Origin of the sequence: Haematospirillum jordaniae (assembly GCF_001611975.1) — a bacterium.
Classification (GTDB): Bacteria; Pseudomonadota; Alphaproteobacteria; order Rhodospirillales; family Rhodospirillaceae; genus Haematospirillum; species Haematospirillum jordaniae.
Map to the genome: position 1 here is coordinate 566,807 of NZ_CP014525.1, position 17,841 is coordinate 584,647.

A 17,841-nucleotide genomic window follows, 5' to 3' on the forward strand; every position below is an offset into this window, starting at 1 on the left:
CGGTTCCCCAATGAAAAAGGCCGGGCTGTCAAACCCGGCCTTCTCCTCAGTCAATGCGGCCAAAATCACCGTATATGAAGGCTTCCGGCCTATAGACAGCCAGTGCCAGCCGTTCCTCGCACAGGATGGTGACGCGGTTATGAATGAAGTCATCACCGTGTTCCGTTGCGACCTCGACACGGACGTGCCAGCGATCAAAGACCTGTGCGCCCAGGCGGAACGCCCCGGTCAGGAATTTGTCAACGCCAATTGCCTGCGTTGTAACGACGGGTAACCCCCACAATGTTGGCGTTGCGCTTCCCTGCGGGTTCCCGATGAGATAACGCCCCTGCGAGTCCTTGAGGGTTTCGATCCAGGCCCAATCCACCGGGTTGAGCACATGCGCCGTTGCTGGATATTCAGCCAGCGCGGCCTGCAGCATGGCCAGGCGCATTACATCAATGCTGGTTGCTTTTTCCATGGTGATCGGGGCGCTGTAGGCTTTTGCCTGCGGGATAATGCCCAGCAGGTTCTGACCGGTCCCGTCTCCGTTCAGAAGCTGGGCCTCTTCCTTGTACGCCAGTCCGTATCGCAGGCGACCGTCGATGTAGGACGCCAGCTGTGCCGCGTCATCCAGAATTTGGCGTGACGCTTTCATATAGTGCCCGATGACCTTTGCCGTGGTGTTCACAAGGTCAAATTTGATGGAAGACTGGGGCACCGCCTCAGTCTCGGCCACCATGCCTGCCTGGTTTGTGAAACCGGTTTCGCGGACATATTCGAGGGTATTGCCATCCATCTGCCCCGGCGTGATGAGATCCCTGATCGTCATACGCCGTTCCGGTGCGGCAATGATATCAGGCAGGCGGGTGTTGGTTACAAGCCTGCCCGCAGAGCCCGCTGCATCCGTTGTTGCAGACGTTATGGTGCTCTTGAAGACCATATCAACCTTGCCGCGCTTGCTCTGCGAATCAAGGAATTCACGGATCTTGCTGTCCGCGACAAAGGTCTGTCCAAGCGAGGTATCACAAGTATTTCCACCAGGTCCGGACAGGCGGACCATCTTCTGCTCCATGCCTGCCAGTTGCTCCTGCAGGGCATTCATCTTGATCAGGGCCTCGTCAGCCTTTTCCTGGACTGATCCGGAAAGCTTCCCGTTCGCCTGAACTTCAGACAGGGCCTTCTCTGCGATAGAGCGGGCCTCGTCCAGGGATTTGCTGAAAGACGCCTTGACCTCGGCAGCCAGGGCCTCAACACTTTTTCCTGCCGAGGGATGCCCTTCATTTGCCATGTCGCGGCATATGCGGTCAGAACGCTTCCACACGCATGCGCTCATAGTACTGAATCCTTTTCATTGTGCTGTTTCAGAAGAGCCTGAAGAAACGCTGCTTCTGTTTCTGTGCTGTCTCCGGGTTCCCCCCGAAGCAGCGGAGCCGCCTTGCTGGCAATTGCCGTGGCAAGACTTTTCGCAAATCCTGCCTCCCGCAGGTATGCCTCGAATTCCCGGGTTGTCGGTGTTTTCCCTGCCGCAAGAGCGGACTTGACCCCCGTGACACGTGCCTCTGTATTCATGGGCATCGTGACCAGCGAGATTTCGTGAAGATCCACCTCTTTCAGGCGCTGGAAAGATCCCCGTGATCCCTTTTCCGGCTGCCCTCCTCCCCAGGGAATGGTGTACCCGATCGACAGGCCACCAATTGCGCCAGCCTTGAGTAATCCGTACGCCCTTCGGGCCAGGGGATCATGCTCCAGCAGGAGCTGCCCCCTGACGTGCAATCCCTTGTTGTCCTCGGCAATGTCCGTCCAAATTCCGACCGGTTCCTTCTGGTCATGTTGCCACAGCAGGGGAATGACTTTTCCCTCTGCCTTTGCCCTTGCCAGGCTATCCCTGAAGGCTCCGGCCTCGACACAGTCACCTCCCTGGTCGACGTTGCCAAAAACGGATGCATAGCCTTCGAATGTGCCAGCTTCACCCATAGTCTTGGTCATGAAGCGACAGTCACGTACCCGCATGGCGGTTCTCCGATCTTTGTGTCCCCGGGATTGCCATCCCCAGAGGAACGTTCTGCATTTGTGTTCGTGGAACATCTCCGCCGTGAACCGGCGGCAGATTTTCGAGGGCACGGGCTTCATTGACCGTCAGCACACCGGATCCCAGAAGGGCCGTGTAAAACTCGGCCCGTGCCCGGCTGTCACCGCGCAACAGTCCCTCTATGTTGAACTCGACCGTAATGCCGGAAGCCCTGTCAGCCGCTGTCAGCAGCTGCTTCATGATGGCCTGCTCAATCCGCTTCAGCCTTCGCCGCAGTGTGAACTTCTGGAACCCGAGTATCTGTTGCTCAAGCCCTGATCCCCATGAGGTGGATTTCTCCGTGTGCCCCACCATGAAGGGGGGCACGCCGAAGAACCGGCATATTTCCTCCACCGAGAAGGAACGGGACTGGAGCATCTGCGCATCTTCCGGGTTGAGCGTGACCTGATCCCAGCGCACGCCGCCTTCCAGAATCATCGGTCGCCCCGCAGCCATCGCCCCGCTGAACTTTGATGCCAGTCTTGCTTCAGCCGTTGTGTACTGCTCGTCGGTCAGAAACCGGTCAAAGGTCAATGTTCCGGATGGCCGCAGCCCATTGGCAAACGTTGCGCCTGCCGCCCGGTCAATCGCCATGGCCAGACCAAAGACATGCCGCCCACTGGACAAGGTCGACACCCCGCCCAGTGGTCCGCCACCAAAACCACGGATGTGAAACATCCCGGTTTCATCAACAGTAAATGCCTGTCCATTCTCCGACCATTGATAGGCCAATCCCCCGTGCGGCTGCCGGGTTACCGTGACCAGTGCCGGATTGACAGGGGTCAGGCTGACCAGCCGTCCGTTGATGCTGTCCTTCCGGGCAAACGCATTCCCCCACAGTTCGATGCTGAAGCACATGTACTCCCAGAAATCCACCGCTGTCTGGTCCGCATTCGGGCTGTCGTGCAGGATCCGGTAGAGGGAATGCTCCCGGGCTGCCGTTCTCTGTCCAGCCGACCCCGTGCGGTATACCGTCAGCGGCAGCGAGGCGATGGTACCGGCAAGAAGGTTGGTACAAGCCCAGACGGCGGACAGCATCAGGGAGTTGCTCCCGTTTACGACCTCCCCGGCATGGCTTGCAGGCCCTGTTGACCAGCCTGTGGGCTTTTCCGGCGACAGGCTTCGGCCAAGGAAGCCAAATGCCTTTCTCAATAGTTTCACGGCTCACCTGCCAACCTTGCGAAGTAGTCATCAATGCTGCCGCCCCTCTCTTCCTTTGGAAGCGTGGCGCGTCCAAGGGCCATGATCAGGGCGACAATTCCGTCAATCTTTTCAGCGGACTTGTTCTTGGCGGGCTTCATGTTGCCCGCCGGATCTTCAAGAACCACAACGTTGCTTGCCATCCAGCGCAGAACCGGATTGCCCCCGTGCGCGAGCTGCCCGGAAATGACCAGTTTCTCCAGCTCGCGCGTGGGCGTTGCCATGCTGATGAACCCCTGTCCGAACGGCACCATGGTCAGGCCGTCATCCATAAGTTCGGTCACCAGCTGCGACGAGTTGTACCGGTCATAGGCCACCTCACGCAGGTCAAACATATCGGCTGCTGCCGTGATGCCATCACGAACGGCGCGGTAATCAACCACGTTTCCCGGTGTTGCCTGGATGTGGCCCTGATCATGCCAGATGTCATAAGGCACCCGGTCCGACCGGACCCGACGTTCGATGTTTTCGGCGGGAACCCAGAACCGGGTCAGAACCTTCCACCGTTCACCGTCTGTAACCGGGGGAAAGACAAGGACAAAAGCGGTAATGTCTGTTGTGGTCGACAGGTCAAGGCCGCCGTAACATTCCCGACCGGCCAGAACGTCGGGGTCAACGGTCTCACAGGATTCATCCCATGCATCAATGTCCAGCCATGATCCGGCCCCGTCACTCCAGATGTTCAGGTGCAACCGCTTGAAGGCGTTTTGTGCAGCCGGAAGGTGACGGGCCTTTTCCACCTTGCGCTGCAGGTCGTCGATTTTCACCGATACACCCAGCCCGGGATTGGCTTTTGCCCAGACCGACGGATCGGACCAGTCGTCATCCTCGTCAATGGTAAAGATCACGGCAAAGAAGCTGTCGTCCTCGACAATGCCTTCCAGAACCTTGCAGGCGTAGTCACGCAGCTCCCGGCAGACGGACAGCTTGTTCCGGCCTGCTGTTGTAATGGCGTAGATCAACGGTTGATGCCGCGCCCCGGTTGCCGTCTCCAGCACGTCCCACAGGTCTCTCGACTTGTGGGCATGCAGTTCGTCGATGATGGCGCAGTGAATATTCAGCCCGTCCAGTGAATCGCTGTCCGCCCCCAGAGGCTCAAACTTTGATCCAAGGGCCGGAACATTCATGTTGGCGGCGAACACCCGTGTCCGGGCGCGCAGTTCAGGGCTGGCCAGAACCATGCTGCGGGCCTCGCCCCAGACAATCTTGGCCTGGTCTTTCTTGGTTGCAGCGGAATAAACCTCGGCACCGTATTCGCCGTCCGCCGTGGTCATGTAAAGACCGATCCCGGCCAGACGGGTTGATTTCCCGTTTTTGCGCGGCTCCTCGTCGTATACGGTGCGGAACCTCCGGCTTCCGTCCTTCCGCTTCCAGCCAAAGACAGACCCGACGATGAACGCTTGCCATTGCTGCAGGACAAAAGGCTTTTTTGCGAATTCGCCCTTGGAATGCCTCAGGTACTTCTCAAAGAACGCGTATATCCGCTCTTCGGCCTCGTAGTCGAACCACAGGCCCCGCTGGTGCCCGCACTCCAGATCGCGCAGGTGCCGGGCACAGGCCAGTTTGATCCACCTGCAGGCAGGGACTGTTCCAGCGGTGACAGCGCGGGCATATGTTTCGGCATGGCTTTTAGTGGACCGGAGCGGTTCCATAGCCGAAGAAGGTATCGGCTTGGGAGGTTCCTTGTGATGCTGTTTGGTCATCGGACTTTACGCTTGGTGCAATGTCAAAGCCCGGCAGCATCAACTGCACGCCGTTGTTGGCATGCGCGGTCGCTACCCGGGCACGGGACAGGGGAGCCAGGCCAAATTCCTTGGTAATGCGCAGAATGGTCTTCTCGGCTTCGGCGGCAATTTTCACTTCCGGGCGTACACGGTCCATTTCCCCGTGTTTGCTTGCCGTGGTGTAGGTTGCACCTTTCTCTGCCACGACCTGCTGCGCCCGGACATAGGTTGCTGTTGCCTGGCACAGCATCGCCAGATTGATGCTGTCGATCGGGGACAGGATACGCATGCTGACAAGATCAGCAGCCAGCCGTGTCCACTCTGCCCGCGCAAACGCATCAACCAGCCAGCAAGGAGGGGAAGGAACATCCGGTCCCGGACAACGGCTGCTGTCGGTTGTGGATGTATCCGGATGAGGATTCTTCTTCCTGACACGGCTTCCACATAACTTTTTCTCTGCAGGCGTTTTGGCTCTGCGTCCCATAACAGGCCCTCGTGTGCCGAAAAAATAATTTCTGAAATTTCGTCCAAGCGTGATCATGGAGGGGCGCATGGTCTACAGGGGAGGACCGCCCGTAATCGACCGGCCCCCCTCCCTGTCTGTCCTACACGCCGCTGACAGCGATATCGTGATACCAGACGGTTCCCATCCGGACTTTATGCAGGCCACGGGTGACAACCTCGCGCCCGAAAGCGGTCATGGTCACAGCGCTGTGTCCGTTTTTGTCGCACCATGTCTTGTAAAGCCGGTAAAAGGCCGAAGCCTGTATACGACTGCCTACAGCCTCGACCACGGTTTCACGCAAAAAGGCCGCGACCGAAGTTTCGCCCGCTGACGCCTCCACCGCGCGGACAATGTCATCGACCTGTGGCAAGGGCGCTTTGTTCCAGATGTACTGCGCCGCCGGGCGACCCCACGTGGACCGACACTCGCTGACCAGGGCAATCCAGGTCCGCAGATCCGAACGGTCCATGTTTGCGACCGAAACATCCGGCCTCTCCGGCTCGGCATCAATGTGGTAGCAACCGGTCATGCGGATCGAGGGAAGGACTTCGCCGACAACCCATTCCTCGAACCGCTCCGCTGCCGGAAGCCGTGACCGCATGATCAGACGGTATACATCGCGTTCGGGGATAATTGTGACATTCGGGTTTCCCGAAATACCGTCGCGATCCGCGACGGTACTCAGATTGATCAAGGTGGCCGCTTTGCAGTGCTTGGCGATAGCATCCCGCGGGTTACTGTATCCCAGAACATCGCATACATCCTTGGCCACGAACCATGGCTCGCCGTTTTCATCGACGATGGTGCGGACATTGCAGCCCTCAAAAACGAAAGGGATCATGGTCACGCCGTTGCTTTCCGGGGTTGCATTGTTGCTATGCATTAGTTTTGTCCTTTTTCAGATTTTACAGGGTGACGGGTAAAAACGTATTGATCTTGCTGGCGATCCATTTCTCGAACCGCTCAGCGCCGGGGAGCCGTGAACGCATGACCAGACGACAAACGTCCTGCTCCGGTATGATGATCATTTCCTGCAAGCCTCCCTGCGTAGGGATTTGGGCCTTTCGGCGTGCTTTACAGTGGGCACGAACAGCATCTGCGGTCCGCTCATACCCAAGGATCGTGGCGATATCCTTGGCCACGAACCACGGCTCGCCGTTTTTATCGATCAAGGTACGGATACGGCAGTCTTCGAAGACAAAGAGGTCCGTTACGGCCCCGTTGTTTTCCGGGGGCGCATTGCTGTGATGCATTGATTTTATCCTTATTCAGGAATGAAAGGGCGCCACGGGATAGTGGTCAGCCCGGACTCTGTCAAAGCCGTAGTACGTCCCGCCGAGTGCGGCGCTGTGGACCGATGCCGCCTGCTCCAGAACACCCAGCATCGAGACCACCAGCCGACAGGCCCGGCTGATCAGGGCATCGGGGTCCGCGTCGCCCGCTTCATCTTCCAAGGCGGACAGGATCCCGAATACGGCGAGGCCCTGTGCCAGTGCGCCGTCAAGGCTGGTTGCCCGGGCGTGGCTGATGCGGTGCTCCAGCTGGTCGATCAGGGCTGTTTTGTCCGGATCCAGCGGGGCCTGATGCATGGCGACGCGGGTTACCGTGGCCAGCTGGCGGGCCAGCACAACGACCGGGTCGGACCGAACAGGGAAAAATGCAGGGAGAGTGGGCGCAAACGTAGCCTGTTCGCTCATCGCGAACCTCCTTTTGATCGGGTTGAAAACCCGACCACCGCGCTGTCAAACGTGGTGGCCGGACGCACAGGATTGACAGTACCGCCAAAAGGTAAACGGCGAACCCGAAGGTTCTCCTGCACGCCCGACCATAGGAAAACCGCGCTGTTACGGGCGCGGTTCGGACGCCTTTTGTTATGCGGGCTGTCAAACCCGGCTGTGGAATTTGCCACAACGCGGTCAGGTTCGCCCACAGCGCCACGGCTTGTCAATGGCTTTTGCCGTCGCCGTAACCGGATTTCCCAGAGAGTGGGCGCAAACGTAGCCTGTTCGCTCATCGCGAACCTCCTTTTGATCGAGTTGAAAACCCGACCACCGCGCTGCTAAACGTGGTGGCCGGACGCACAGGATTAGCAGTACCGCCAAAAGGTAAACGGCGAACCCGAAGGTTCTCCTGCACGCCCGACCATAGGAAAACCGCGCTGTTACGGGCGCGGTTCGGACGCCTTTTGTTGTGCGGGCTGCTAAACCCGGCTGTGGAATTTGCCACAACGCCGTCAGGTTTGCCCACAGCGCCACGGCTTGTCAATGGCTTTTGCCGTCGCCGTAACCGGATTTCCCAGTCCGCCGTCCTGCCGGGCTGTTTTACGGTCGTGACAGACCTTGGCCATGGCCCGCCAGTTTCTGCGGCTCCAGAACAGGCCCTGGTCACCCCGGTGAGGGATGATGTGGTCCACCACCGTTGCCGCCGCCACCCGCATGGCACCGCCGCCGCATGCCTCGCATTCACACAGTGGATGTTCTTTCAGGAAAGCCAGACGGGCCGCACGCCAGCGGCTGCCATAGCCCCGCTTTGCCGCCGATCCGCGCAACCGGTCGTAAATCCGGCTGCTTGCACGTTGTTCCGCGTCTGCGGCTGTCTGGTGTACGTCGCAGAAGCGGCCAGACGTCAAGCGTCTGCAGCCACGCTGACAGCATGGTTTCTTGGGTGCCCAGGGCATGATGATATCCGGAAAAAGCAAAGTGCCCGAGACGTATTATCCGTCCGGGCACAGTTCAAGCCTCATGAGTTACTGTCAATAACTTTTCGCAACCGGCTTGTCAACAGGGTTTGAAAAATCAACCCCTAAATTTTTCCACGGTGAATCGGGTGCCGCTGGTCCGGAAACCTGATAATCGACAAGCAATCCGCTCATGTCGAGCCATCCCGCCAGCTCGATCAGGGCTTGATGCCAGGCGGTGTACACAGCCCGTGCCCGGCCAATGCCGTCCATGGTCCAGTCATACCAGATCGAGCCGTCACCAAGCTCCACGCCAGCCCGCACGGCGTGCCCTGTCACATGGCGGTTATGGTCGTACAGCTTTCGTGGACGCCCTTGCCGGTTCAGCTCTGCCGCCACAACAGGCCGCGCGCCGGGGAACCATTCGGGCCGGGTGCCGGAACGGGCGTGACCAATGACCAGACGCTGCATCTCCGCAGAAAGCCCCGAGACGGCCGTGTGAACGGTTTCAGCGTCAGCATGGCATCCCTGACCGGTCCCCGTGCCGGACAGACCTCCCAGCCCGGCGCATTCCAGCCGCAGCACGCTGTCACGCGGCCACCCCGGCCCCTGATTCTGCAGACCGGTACGATCCGCACGCTCGACGGCGTAACTCCACACCAGAAGATCCTCAATATCGATCAAACAGCTCATATGCCCCTCTTCCCGGACAGTCCGGACAGTCCGGACAGTTGCTACATCCCCAAACTGTACGAAAAAAAATCGTTTTATATAAATATGTTAGCTCTTTCTTACCCCTGATCCGGATAGTACGGACAGTTACCCCTATCATTGGGGTAACTGTCCGTACCCTCCAACCCTCCGGCCAGCATTGAAATAAAACACTTTTTTTTCGTACAGTCGCCGGACAGTCCGGACGGCCTAGCGATCTTCATCGCGGGGGCTGCGCGCAATGCGCTTGCGATCCGCCTCGTCCAGGGCGTCAAGCGCGTCCTGACGGAGCTGGATGCCCCGGTATGTAATAATCCCACAGCGGTCTTTTTGCAAACCACGTTCGCCCAGCATGCGTCCGAACAAGGTGTTGCTCATCGGTTCGACGGCATTGCCACGGCACCAGAGCGCATAGGCATCAAACAGCCGCTTGCCTTGGACCGACCCGGCCTCGTGCGCTTCGGTCCAGGCATTGAGGAACAGGCCAAGGGGATCGCTGTCCTCGCGGTATTCACGGGTCGCCGCAACCACCGCCTCGGGCGGGCACAAGCCACCTTGCCTCCACAGCCGCAGCCCTTCCAGCACCCAGTTGAGAATACCGGAGCGCTCTTCCCACAGCTTGTTCTCCAAGCCCGGATCCCTCTTGTCGCGGGCAATCGACACGGTAAACGGCACAAGATTGATCCGCCGCCACACCCCGTGATCCTGCCCGCGAATGACCGGCTTGTGATTGCCGGACAGGAACAGCTTGAAGCTTGGCGTGAACTCGAAGAAGCCCTGATTCAGGTGCCGCACGGTCAGGGGTTCGCCGCCGGTTATGGACTTGATGGTGGACTCGCTGAACTTGACGCCTTTCTCGGGTTCCGACGCCCGCACCATACGCGCACCGGGAAGACGGGCCAGATCCGGAGAGGCTGATTCACCCCGCTTGCGCTCGTCCAGCACCAGCGAGGAAAATGGCAGACTCATGCAGTACGAGCCAAGCATGCGGGCCATGATGTTGACCAGCGTCGACTTGCCGTTCGCCCCCGTGCCATAGAAAAACCAGAGTACCTGCTCGTCAATCAGGCCGGTCAGCGCATACCCGAAGGAGCGTTGAAGGAACAGCCTGACTTCGGGGTCCGGAAGGATATCCTCCATGAAACGCAGAAAGGACGGACAGGTTGCGTCCGGATCATAATCCACCTCGATCACCTTGGTTATCAGATGACTGCGTCGTGGTCTTGACGCCCCGGACAGGATGGGGTCATCCAGTTCCAGCGTGCCGTTGGCAACGTTGAGCAGCATGGGATTGGCATCCAGATCCGATGGACGCCGCACACAATAGTGCTGGCAGATGTTGATCATTGCGTTGATCCGCTGTGCATTCCCGGATGCCCCTGCCCACTTGAAATGGGTTTCGATCTCCTGGATGTCCCGGACCTCCTTGTCACCGATGGCATCCTGAAGAGCCTGCACCTCGTCGTAGATATGCCTGACCGTCTCGTGCGCGAGGCGGTTTGCCATGGTGTAGCCCATCTCCAGCGACCAGCGGCGACCGTCCCACCAGGCCCAGCCGATATCCTGCACATACAGCAAATCGTTTCCGAAGCGGGACAGGAGCCGCTCCGCATTGCCTGCATCATTGCGCGGCAGCCAGGCCAGACGGTAATTCAGCGGGTCTGTTTGATCAAAAGCAGCGGGCCGCCATGCCACAGCGTGTGTGATGGCGGCAGCCACGTCGTGCCGTGCCATAGTTTATGTGCCTTTTCGATAAAAGTCGTTCATGTCCATCCCCACGGGGGGAGACGCCCGCCGGACCTGCACCCCCGAACGATGCAGACGCGCAAGCCCGCGTGTAACCCGCTGTTCCATATCGGCTGGATTTGTGCCGTCCGCATCTTCAAGCCATGTGAAGGTCTTCAGTCCGGCCCATGGAGTCCAGCCGCCATGGCCATCCGTCCGCCCGCTGAAGTTCCCAAGAGAAGCCAGAGCAATCGCGGGCAAGGAAGGAACGGCACACCACCCGGCAAGGCTGGTTTCGATGCCTTCTCCCCCCTGCATGTGCGGCATCCGCTTCGATGACAGGGGGATGATGGAGCCGCTGGCCCGACCCAGCATCTTTTTGCCCCGGACAGGCAACCCATCCACCTCTTTCAGGCGTGAAGACCCGTCCGGGCACAGCCATGTGCGATGCACGCCTACAATCCGTGCCTTTCCGTCTCCATCCGGCAGGACAAGGGGCGCAATCATGACCGGGCCAGCCCAGACCACCCTGAACCGGCCATCCGCACCACACTCCACGCATTCGTCACACGGGCGAAACCGGAGTGCGTCCGGCAGGCCGCCGATACGGTCCAGATCCAGCCCCCGTCCTTCCCGCAGATACCGCTCCACCACCGTTCCACGGGCATTGTCCGATCCGGCCCACAGGATCCGCGCCCGTTCTGCCGCTGCCGCATCCTTTGCCGCGCGATCCTCCTGATTCCGGCGCGTCAGGACCGGACGCAGGGGACGGGACGGACGCTGGCCTGAAACCGCCACTCCGGCCAGATCGGCCAGTTCGGTGACGGCTTCAACGAAAGTGCGGCCACGTGCCATGAGATAGCCAAAAACATCGCCGTTCCAGCCACACCCGAAGCAGTGCGCAAAGCCCTTGTCCTCGCAAACGGTAAAGCTCGGCGTTCTCTCGGCATGAAAGGGGCACAGGCCCTGGAACTCACGTCCGCACCGGATGAGACGGATGTCCCGCCCAACAATTTCGGAAAGCGGGATCCGCTCCCGGATCGCGCGCAGAACAGACGGATCAAAACGGGAACCCATCAGGGGTGGGCTGTACCGGGGTAGGCAATCGCCGGAAGCCCGGACGCCTCCAGAACGTCATTGGCCGTGCACACCAGTTGTCGCGGCGTGACAAGACGCCCGTCAAGGCGATACATCCCGTCAGGCACCGGCACCACACGATCACCCAGTATGCGTCTGGCCCGGTACAGGGGGTTTTCCACCAGAAACCGGTTCATGTGCGGCCCCTCTCCAGGGATGCGGCCAGTTCTTCCGCCGCTGCCGCCGCTTCACGCAGCTCGCGGATTACGCCCGGGCGCTCCTGATGGTCGATGTGCCCGTCGGCCATCGCGTGGCCAAGTGCGGCGATGCCTTCACCAAGCTCGGCCATCACGTGATTGGCGTTTGCCGTCTGCTCCAGGCGATGGACACCACCCAGACCGGCCTGCGCCAGTACGTGTTCCGCAAAAGCAACCGGCAAGACCCGAAAGTAAGAAAACAGCGCCGCAACACTTGGCACCGTTTCCCCCCGATGGTGAGCCTTGATCGTTCGCGTGTCGATCCCTGTCCACCGGGACAGCTCTTCCCTGGACATGCGACCCGGGCCGACAAACATGTTCAGCGCCGTGGAAATGCTCTGCTTTAACGCATCAGTGTTGATCGTCCAGTTTTCTGACATGGATTTGCACTCGCCTTGCAGGTGATGCTTCCCCCTGCGATGAAAAAGGGGGGATGATGGATATCGAGACATTGCTGAAACATGCGCCGCCCCTGGGAACACCGGACCGTGCTGAATGGAACAGGAGCCTGGGGGCGGATATCGACACAATGCTCAGGGCTGTGCGCATTCAGGTGCGCCTAGCCCGGAAAATGGCCCTCAGCGTGCGAGGGCGACCGCAAGGACCTCATCAAGATCGAAGCCAAGCGCCTGATGGATCCTGACCGCCATCCGTGGTGAGACACGCCCGATCTTGAGGGCGCGGGATATACTGCCTTGACCCATGGCAATCTTGCGGCTGAGCGCACTTTGCGACCCAGCCACACCAACAGCCTGTTCCATGAAATGTATGGCCCGGAGCTGTGCTTCTGTCATGCTTTCCTCCATCTATAAATAGATGAACAAGCTATCGATAATTATGTGGACCGTCAAGGACATGAAATGGGGTAGAAGAGAGTCATGACCGAATACGATCTTGATAGCATCGGCGGACGCCTGAAGAAGTTGCTGGCCGACCGGAACATGTCGATCAGCGAGCTTGCGCGCCGTGTCCGGGCCTCGCAGTCGTCCATATCCTTCCTGATTGCGGGCAAAACCCGTACCACGTCAAAGCTGGCCGAGATTGCACGGGTCCTGGACGCGGATATTGCGTGGCTGGCGACAGGTCAGCCCAATCAGGACAGGGCAACATCAGGTCTTGATCGTGAACTGATGCGCTATGTGATTGCGCAATCCCTGTCAGGACTGCTGCAGGGGGGGCTTACCCCGGCCCAGGTTGCCGATGTCCTGATCGGCCTTCACGACAGCTGGCGCGGGAACGGGGCAGAAGCGGTAACGGCGTCGAAGACGGAGAGCTGACAGCCTGCTGAATGTAAAGAGCAAGTTCAGATTGTTGAGCGGCGCAATAGACGGAGCTGCTCGATCAGCTCTGGCAAGCACTCTTGTACGGTATCCCATACAACGCAAAGATTAATCTCGAAGTATCCATGGGCAATTCGGTTCCGCATGCCGCGCATACTGCGCTAGGGGACTTCGGGATGCTCGGCGACAAAAGCGCCATACCCACTTATAATCTTGGCGGAGGCTTCCCCAACGATAACCATGCTCATTATGACAGCCTGCTGCGTCCTTTTATCAGCCAGGAAGTCATCTTTATCCAGACCATCCACAAAGGTGCACGCATCCTCCGCAGCTTGCTGCATATGCTCCAGATAGTCTTCCAGGCGATTCTCGTTCATAGGGCCTTGGCCTCGGACAGAACCTTGGCCCGGAATTTTTCCGGCAGATCCTCGGGCGTCAGCACCTCAACACGAATGCCCAGGAGAAGCTCAAGCTCCTCCTGGAGGCCACCGAGTTCAAACAACGTCGTGCCGGGCGGTGCATCAACCAAAAGGTCAAGGTCACTGCCTTCCTGGTCGGTGCCATGCAGGACCGAGCCAAAAATACGGGGATTTTTCAGGCGTGACCGATCGATGGCAGCACGCACGACCCGCCTTTTCCTCTCAAGCAGGACAGATGTCCGCATAGATCTCCCTCCTGTGCCACACGACCAAGCATTACCAACGAACAGCCCCATTGCAAGCCTCATTGCTCTCGTCCTCTGACGAGGCTCCCCATTGCGTGGCCATGGCTTGGGCGATTCCGGGATAGGTCCGGCTGCGGAGCTTCCAGCGGTCAGGTGTGGGTGGCATGTGATGGATGCGTGCTTGCCGCCCGTCGACAACGTGGGTGGGCTGTAGCAGAGGCAGACCTTTAAGCCAAAGACACGTAGCCTTGGTTTCCCCATGCCCGAACTGCCAGGGCTGGATGATCTGATCCGGCTTCCGCCACAGGCTGGACAGGACCGAGACCGGATTTTCCAGTGCAATGCGCGGAATGGCGCTGCAGGCCAGCATCCGGACAAACGATACGGCGGCCTGCTGCCGCCCGTCCTGACGCTTCTCGCTGAAATGTCGTGCTCCGGATACAGCCAGGTCCGTGCAGGGAGGATGGAAAATTGCCAGATCCCACGGATAGTCCAGCACATCACGCACGTCTCCTTTGTAGTGCGGTCCGGGCGTTTCCGTCTCCAGCAGATCACAAGACATGGCCTCGTGACCCGCCGCCCGGAATGCATCCCGCACGGTCCCAGAGAACTCGCATCCGACAAGCACGCGCATCATTCGATATCCTTATGTCCGGCCACGCCACTTAACGCGCGGCCCATGTTGGTGCTTTTGGTTTCGTGGATGTCAGGGCCGCGTCAGGAAGAGCGAATTGCCGGAGGGCGGCATCGATTTCAGCATCCTTTCTGGCGGCATCCCGTTCGGCAAGAAGCCGCGCGGCCAGATGGCGAACGTGGTCCTGATTCAGCAGCACCGGATGATCACAGACAATGCGGGCCAGTACACGCAAGGCAGCGGTAATCCGCTCTTCGGTCAGGGGGCCCGGACGGGTGTGCGCCCTGGCTCCCTGCATGGGAATCCTGATGTCCTTTGTCAGGGGCATCGTCAGCTTGCCATTGCCTGGTGCCGTACAGCCCGGCTGCGCAGACTTTCCAGACACTCCAGGAACAGGTCCGGAGCACGGTGTTCGGGTTCAGGCTGGATGCGGAACTCTGCCGCGCCCGGAAATTCCATATCGCTGTTCCGGACCAGAAGCAGATCCCGATACTCGGTCGCAAGCATGATCTCATCGACAAGTTTCAAAACAGTGACCCAGCCCGCAGGCAAAGGAAAAGGCAGCCCGAATGCCTGGTGGATGGTGAGGGTAATCGCCGTGTCAAGCGTTCCAAGCGGAGAGATTCTGGCAATTTTCTCCAGTGCCATGGTGACCAGCGGTGAAAGCGTGCCAATGTAGGCATCCGGCGCATCGTCCAGGAGCGCGGCCAACAACAGCTGCCGGGCCATGGCGTCATCATGGCGGGCACGGCGTATAACGGCTTCGGTTGTTTCGCTGCGTTCTGGTCCGGCAATCCGCAGCAGCCGGGACAGGGAACGATCATTGCGGATTGCCCGTCGCAGAACATCCACGCCAAGCCATGCGTGCTGGGCAACGCAATAGAACGTCGAGGTGTGTCCACCAAGGCGGGGCAGACGGGACAGGGCAATGGCAATGTCGCGTGGGTTGATGTCGCGCGGGTCGGGATGAAGCAGTGAAAATCGATGGCCCGCGTATGTCTGGATAATGGTCACGGATGAACCTCCTCAACGCTGTGAACCAGCCTGCGGATCAGGGCGTTCGGATCTGATGACTGTTTGAAAAGCTCTGTAAAAAGCCTGATTTCTGTCTTTCTTCCGTGGCGGGCGCTCCAGGCAAGTGACCAGGCACGGTGCGCCCGAACAGAAAGAGGGAGTATGGCGAGGCGATCATCCATGGCGTGTCCCCTTGATAATTAATCGATATATAGATGATTAAGCGATGAAATACGGGCGTGTCTATATTTTTATCGATGGACGGGTGATGTTATTTTTGTTTGCCCCCGGATGCCCGCCACTTGGCTCGCGCGTAACGGATCCGGGTCAGGGCGTATACAAGGCATTGAAAAACAATGCCCTTAACCCGCCAGCGATCGCTGGCCTTGGTGTTGTTTATGCAAGAGAAAGTAGTATGAGTAAGAACTACCCAGACCGTTTTCCCGAGGAAATGGGGCGGGCCATACGCGCCCAGGCCGGGCTGATTGCGGATGCCTGTGGCCGGAGCGCCTATCAAAGGCGGAAACGCTGGATGCAGGGGGCGCTGCTGGCGACAGCAGTAGCAGCCGGAATGGTTGTCGGCTATGGCGCGGCGCGGCTCCTTGAAAAGCCAGCCTCAACCTGTGACACAGTTCTGGTTGTCCAGCGCTGAGAGAGCGTTTCGTAACGAACTGCGGGCCACGCGCGCCCGCAGTTTTCCACAGCCCGGCTTGTGTGTGTAAAATTTTTAATACGGTCCGCAGCCTTTCCGCAGAAATGACGGTCGCAAAATTTTACACGGTCTTCCGCCCCCCTATATAAGGAACGCGCGCGGGCGTTTAAAAACCAAAAAACAAATAATAAAAACAAAAGGCTTGGCAGGGGCGCAGGACACCACGGATCTGCCACCCGGCAACAGGCGCATGTATGTTTTCGTCCTTCATGATTGTGAAATTGCAGAGGACAAAACTCTGGACTGTCATTTTGCGTGTCGGTATTTGTTGCTACCCACAACTATGGGCCTTGCAACAAAAAGGGGGACTGCCAGTGACGCTTTCATCTATCCAAGACGCGAGGCCCCCTGAAAATCATGGGGGCCGGTCGGCATGAACCACGCTGATTTAACCTTGGTATTCGATGGCGCTGCGGTCGAGAACGGAGAAATCGACGTTCAGAATTTAGGCCCTGCCTTGATCGCCCTCGGCGATTTGATTCAATCTGCCAATGAGGAGCTCAATAAAAAGCGCGCACAAGTTTCTGTGCGTGTAAAGGCAACTGCCGCTGGTTCTTTTGAGGTTGGTATTGGGACTGCCCAATATTTAATGGACAAGGCATTGCCATTGCTGGATTCCATCCCAGTCGATGGCGATCAAGTAGTAATTATTGCTTCTGTATTGGCAATAATTGAGTCACTAATACGGCTATATAAATTTCTTAAGGGGAAATCTCCAGAGAGGGTCGAGCAAAAGGGGGATCGCCATTTACATATTCACCTTGATGGGAATACTCAAGTTATCGATCCAAGAGCGCTACAGCTATTTGAGAGCCTTCCTGTACGTAAAAACACAAAGAGTCTTGTTGATGTTCTGCTGACAGATGGAATCGATAGCTTAAGGTTCAAGAGAGCGGGGCAGAAAGCCGTTGAAATCTTCAAGAGCGAAGTCGGATATTTTGACGTTGAGGGTCCAGAACTGGAAATCAAGGAACTTACCCGCCCAATGCGGCTGCAGATTATCAGCTTGAGCTTCAAGAAAGATAACAAATGGCGCGTTACGGACGGGAGCGAGCCCTTCAATGCCACGATTGAAGACGCAGAATTTCTCAATCGCATTGCTACGAACGTGGAGCTCTTTGCAATGGGCGATCATCTGCAATGCGTTGTGCGTGAACGGCAGTTTCAGTCCAATGCAGGAATACGCAAGGAATATAGCATCATCGAGGTTCAGCAACACCACCCTGCAACGCAGCATCCCCGCTTGCTGTAAGTAACCCATCAGTTTTTCGCTTGCATCCGCTATGCGGTTTCGATAACGTCCGCGTTGGAGCCAAAAAACTCCATGTACATGCACTAGCGGATAACCGCACCGAATTGAACGCGGTTTTTTTGTGCCCGGATTCTGTCCGGCGCATTCCTCCCTTCGGCGGGAGGGCGGCGAATACAACACCCGCAAGGGAAATAAGCCCGCTCGACTGCCTGACTAGTGCCAGTGCATCTCGGGTTTTTTGCCTCCCGCCACCAGCGGCCATTGCGGCCTCTGGATGGTGCGTCGATACGCCGAAGGGGAGTTTTTCTCGATGATGTTCACGCATCGCATGACCGAAACCGAGCGCCTGCGCTGGGTCA

Annotated in this window: 24 protein-coding genes and 1 pseudogene; 3 read left to right on the plus strand and 22 right to left on the minus strand. The window is 58.4% G+C overall.

Annotated elements, in window-relative coordinates; genetic code table 11:
• Positions 1 to 46: 46 nt before the first annotated feature.
• The 16 genes from AY555_RS02805 to AY555_RS02880 form a co-directional block, all read right to left on the minus strand.
• Entirely contained in the window at positions 47 to 1,315 is a 1,269-nt protein-coding gene (locus AY555_RS02805) for a phage major capsid protein (RefSeq protein ID WP_209315877.1), read from the minus strand.
• On the minus strand, positions 1,312 to 1,992 hold the full coding sequence (locus tag AY555_RS02810) for an HK97 family phage prohead protease (RefSeq protein ID WP_066133167.1): 681 nt from the start codon (positions 1,990 to 1,992) through the stop codon (positions 1,312 to 1,314). Before AY555_RS02810 ends, AY555_RS02805 begins: the two co-directional genes overlap by 4 nt.
• Entirely contained in the window at positions 1,979 to 3,211 is a 1,233-nt protein-coding gene (locus tag AY555_RS02815) for a phage portal protein (protein WP_066133170.1), read from the minus strand. The genes AY555_RS02810 and AY555_RS02815 overlap by 14 nt, the downstream gene beginning before the upstream one ends.
• A complete protein-coding gene (locus AY555_RS02820; RefSeq protein WP_209315878.1) occupies positions 3,208 to 4,953 on the minus strand; it encodes a terminase large subunit in 1,746 nt (581 codons plus the stop codon). The genes AY555_RS02815 and AY555_RS02820 overlap by 4 nt, the downstream gene beginning before the upstream one ends.
• Positions 4,880 to 5,458, minus strand: coding sequence for a phage terminase small subunit P27 family (locus AY555_RS02825; RefSeq protein WP_066133173.1), 579 nt, complete (start codon positions 5,456 to 5,458; stop codon positions 4,880 to 4,882). The genes AY555_RS02820 and AY555_RS02825 overlap by 74 nt, the downstream gene beginning before the upstream one ends.
• Positions 5,459 to 5,579: 121 nt before the next feature.
• On the minus strand, positions 5,580 to 6,362 hold the full coding sequence (locus AY555_RS02830) for a BRO-N domain-containing protein (protein ID WP_066133176.1): 783 nt from the start codon (positions 6,360 to 6,362) through the stop codon (positions 5,580 to 5,582).
• 22 nt (positions 6,363 to 6,384) lie between these two features.
• A complete protein-coding gene (locus AY555_RS02835; protein ID WP_066133184.1) occupies positions 6,385 to 6,732 on the minus strand; it encodes a BRO-N domain-containing protein in 348 nt (115 codons plus the stop codon).
• A gap of 15 nt (positions 6,733 to 6,747) precedes the next feature.
• On the minus strand, positions 6,748 to 7,176 hold the full coding sequence (locus AY555_RS02840) for a hypothetical protein (RefSeq protein WP_066133187.1): 429 nt from the start codon (positions 7,174 to 7,176) through the stop codon (positions 6,748 to 6,750).
• A complete protein-coding gene (locus AY555_RS02845) occupies positions 7,173 to 7,493 on the minus strand; it encodes a hypothetical protein (RefSeq protein ID WP_066133190.1) in 321 nt (106 codons plus the stop codon). The genes AY555_RS02840 and AY555_RS02845 overlap by 4 nt, the downstream gene beginning before the upstream one ends.
• Before the next feature lie 219 nt (positions 7,494 to 7,712).
• The gene (locus AY555_RS02850) at positions 7,713 to 8,156 is read right to left on the minus strand and encodes an HNH endonuclease signature motif containing protein (RefSeq protein WP_066133192.1); all 444 of its coding nucleotides are present in this window, start codon (positions 8,154 to 8,156) and stop codon (positions 7,713 to 7,715) included.
• A gap of 75 nt (positions 8,157 to 8,231) precedes the next feature.
• A complete protein-coding gene (locus AY555_RS02855; RefSeq protein WP_066133195.1) occupies positions 8,232 to 8,849 on the minus strand; it encodes a hypothetical protein in 618 nt (205 codons plus the stop codon).
• A 228-nt stretch (positions 8,850 to 9,077) separates the two neighbouring features.
• Positions 9,078 to 10,601, minus strand: coding sequence for a DNA primase family protein (locus tag AY555_RS02860; protein WP_066133198.1), 1,524 nt, complete (start codon positions 10,599 to 10,601; stop codon positions 9,078 to 9,080).
• A 3-nt stretch (positions 10,602 to 10,604) separates the two neighbouring features.
• A complete protein-coding gene (locus AY555_RS02865; RefSeq protein ID WP_066133201.1) occupies positions 10,605 to 11,669 on the minus strand; it encodes a CHC2 zinc finger domain-containing protein in 1,065 nt (354 codons plus the stop codon).
• Complete coding sequence (locus AY555_RS02870; protein ID WP_066133204.1) at positions 11,669 to 11,866, minus strand: hypothetical protein; 198 nt, start codon at positions 11,864 to 11,866, stop codon at positions 11,669 to 11,671. The genes AY555_RS02865 and AY555_RS02870 overlap by 1 nt, the downstream gene beginning before the upstream one ends.
• Positions 11,863 to 12,306 (minus strand): hypothetical protein, encoded by a 444-nt coding sequence (locus AY555_RS02875; protein WP_066133207.1) that lies wholly within the window; start codon positions 12,304 to 12,306, stop codon positions 11,863 to 11,865. Before AY555_RS02875 ends, AY555_RS02870 begins: the two co-directional genes overlap by 4 nt.
• Before the next feature lie 198 nt (positions 12,307 to 12,504).
• Positions 12,505 to 12,720 (minus strand): hypothetical protein, encoded by a 216-nt coding sequence (locus AY555_RS02880; RefSeq protein ID WP_066133209.1) that lies wholly within the window; start codon positions 12,718 to 12,720, stop codon positions 12,505 to 12,507.
• Positions 12,721 to 12,804: 84 nt separating this feature from the next.
• On the opposite strand from AY555_RS02880, the gene AY555_RS02885 reads away from it, so the two are divergent.
• On the plus strand, positions 12,805 to 13,203 hold the full coding sequence (locus tag AY555_RS02885; RefSeq protein ID WP_066133211.1) for a helix-turn-helix domain-containing protein: 399 nt from the start codon (positions 12,805 to 12,807) through the stop codon (positions 13,201 to 13,203).
• 26 nt (positions 13,204 to 13,229) lie between these two features.
• Here the strand turns inward: AY555_RS02885 and AY555_RS12305 are convergent.
• From AY555_RS12305 to AY555_RS02915, 6 genes and pseudogenes are all read right to left on the minus strand, one after another.
• A pseudogene (locus AY555_RS12305) lies at positions 13,230 to 13,583 on the minus strand (HepT-like ribonuclease domain-containing protein).
• Positions 13,580 to 13,870 (minus strand): nucleotidyltransferase family protein, encoded by a 291-nt coding sequence (locus tag AY555_RS02895; RefSeq protein ID WP_066133214.1) that lies wholly within the window; start codon positions 13,868 to 13,870, stop codon positions 13,580 to 13,582. Before AY555_RS02895 ends, AY555_RS12305 begins: the two are co-directional and overlap by 4 nt.
• A 31-nt stretch (positions 13,871 to 13,901) precedes the next feature.
• A complete protein-coding gene (locus tag AY555_RS02900; protein ID WP_209315896.1) occupies positions 13,902 to 14,507 on the minus strand; it encodes a hypothetical protein in 606 nt (201 codons plus the stop codon).
• A gap of 28 nt (positions 14,508 to 14,535) precedes the next feature.
• Positions 14,536 to 14,832 carry a hypothetical protein gene (locus AY555_RS02905; RefSeq protein ID WP_066133217.1) on the minus strand — a complete coding sequence of 99 codons (297 nt, stop codon included), beginning with the start codon at positions 14,830 to 14,832 and terminating at the stop codon, positions 14,536 to 14,538.
• Between the two features lie 2 nt (positions 14,833 to 14,834).
• Positions 14,835 to 15,518 (minus strand): hypothetical protein, encoded by a 684-nt coding sequence (locus AY555_RS02910; RefSeq protein WP_066133220.1) that lies wholly within the window; start codon positions 15,516 to 15,518, stop codon positions 14,835 to 14,837.
• On the minus strand, positions 15,515 to 15,700 hold the full coding sequence (locus AY555_RS02915; RefSeq protein WP_066133222.1) for a hypothetical protein: 186 nt from the start codon (positions 15,698 to 15,700) through the stop codon (positions 15,515 to 15,517). The genes AY555_RS02910 and AY555_RS02915 overlap by 4 nt, the downstream gene beginning before the upstream one ends.
• Positions 15,701 to 15,933: 233 nt before the next feature.
• Between AY555_RS02915 and AY555_RS11740 the strand changes: the two genes are divergently transcribed.
• Both AY555_RS11740 and AY555_RS02925 read left to right on the plus strand, forming a co-directional pair.
• Complete coding sequence (locus tag AY555_RS11740) at positions 15,934 to 16,170, plus strand: hypothetical protein (RefSeq protein ID WP_156483275.1); 237 nt, start codon at positions 15,934 to 15,936, stop codon at positions 16,168 to 16,170.
• Between the two features lie 433 nt (positions 16,171 to 16,603).
• Positions 16,604 to 17,482 (plus strand): hypothetical protein, encoded by an 879-nt coding sequence (locus AY555_RS02925; protein WP_066133229.1) that lies wholly within the window; start codon positions 16,604 to 16,606, stop codon positions 17,480 to 17,482.
• Positions 17,483 to 17,841 lie beyond the last annotated feature (359 nt).

Bases quoted from the DNA above. Each gene is read 5' to 3' on its own strand.
- AY555_RS02805 (WP_209315877.1), bottom strand. From the start codon at position 1,315: ATGAGCGCATGCGTGTGGAAGCGTTCTGACCGCATATGCCGCGACATG.
- AY555_RS02810 (WP_066133167.1), bottom strand. From the start codon at position 1,992: ATGCGGGTACGTGACTGTCGCTTCATGACCAAGACTATGGGTGAAGCT.
- AY555_RS02820 (WP_209315878.1), bottom strand. From the start codon at position 4,953: ATGACCAAACAGCATCACAAGGAACCTCCCAAGCCGATACCTTCTTCG.
- AY555_RS02825 (WP_066133173.1), bottom strand. From the start codon at position 5,458: ATGGGACGCAGAGCCAAAACGCCTGCAGAGAAAAAGTTATGTGGAAGC.
- AY555_RS02830 (WP_066133176.1), bottom strand. From the start codon at position 6,362: ATGCATAGCAACAATGCAACCCCGGAAAGCAACGGCGTGACCATGATC.
- AY555_RS02835 (WP_066133184.1), bottom strand. From the start codon at position 6,732: ATGCATCACAGCAATGCGCCCCCGGAAAACAACGGGGCCGTAACGGAC.
- AY555_RS02840 (WP_066133187.1), bottom strand. From the start codon at position 7,176: ATGAGCGAACAGGCTACGTTTGCGCCCACTCTCCCTGCATTTTTCCCT.
- AY555_RS02845 (WP_066133190.1), bottom strand. From the start codon at position 7,493: ATGAGCGAACAGGCTACGTTTGCGCCCACTCTCTGGGAAATCCGGTTA.
- AY555_RS02850 (WP_066133192.1), bottom strand. From the start codon at position 8,156: ATGCCCTGGGCACCCAAGAAACCATGCTGTCAGCGTGGCTGCAGACGC.
- AY555_RS02855 (WP_066133195.1), bottom strand. From the start codon at position 8,849: ATGAGCTGTTTGATCGATATTGAGGATCTTCTGGTGTGGAGTTACGCC.
- AY555_RS02860 (WP_066133198.1), bottom strand. From the start codon at position 10,601: ATGGCACGGCACGACGTGGCTGCCGCCATCACACACGCTGTGGCATGG.
- AY555_RS02865 (WP_066133201.1), bottom strand. From the start codon at position 11,669: ATGGGTTCCCGTTTTGATCCGTCTGTTCTGCGCGCGATCCGGGAGCGG.
- AY555_RS02870 (WP_066133204.1), bottom strand. From the start codon at position 11,866: ATGAACCGGTTTCTGGTGGAAAACCCCCTGTACCGGGCCAGACGCATA.
- AY555_RS02875 (WP_066133207.1), bottom strand. From the start codon at position 12,306: ATGTCAGAAAACTGGACGATCAACACTGATGCGTTAAAGCAGAGCATT.
- AY555_RS02880 (WP_066133209.1), bottom strand. From the start codon at position 12,720: ATGACAGAAGCACAGCTCCGGGCCATACATTTCATGGAACAGGCTGTT.
- AY555_RS02885 (WP_066133211.1), top strand. From the start codon at position 12,805: ATGACCGAATACGATCTTGATAGCATCGGCGGACGCCTGAAGAAGTTG.
- AY555_RS02895 (WP_066133214.1), bottom strand. From the start codon at position 13,870: ATGCGGACATCTGTCCTGCTTGAGAGGAAAAGGCGGGTCGTGCGTGCT.
- AY555_RS02900 (WP_209315896.1), bottom strand. From the start codon at position 14,507: ATGATGCGCGTGCTTGTCGGATGCGAGTTCTCTGGGACCGTGCGGGAT.
- AY555_RS02905 (WP_066133217.1), bottom strand. From the start codon at position 14,832: ATGCCCCTGACAAAGGACATCAGGATTCCCATGCAGGGAGCCAGGGCG.
- AY555_RS02915 (WP_066133222.1), bottom strand. From the start codon at position 15,700: ATGGATGATCGCCTCGCCATACTCCCTCTTTCTGTTCGGGCGCACCGT.
- AY555_RS11740 (WP_156483275.1), top strand. From the start codon at position 15,934: ATGAGTAAGAACTACCCAGACCGTTTTCCCGAGGAAATGGGGCGGGCC.
- AY555_RS02925 (WP_066133229.1), top strand. From the start codon at position 16,604: ATGAACCACGCTGATTTAACCTTGGTATTCGATGGCGCTGCGGTCGAG.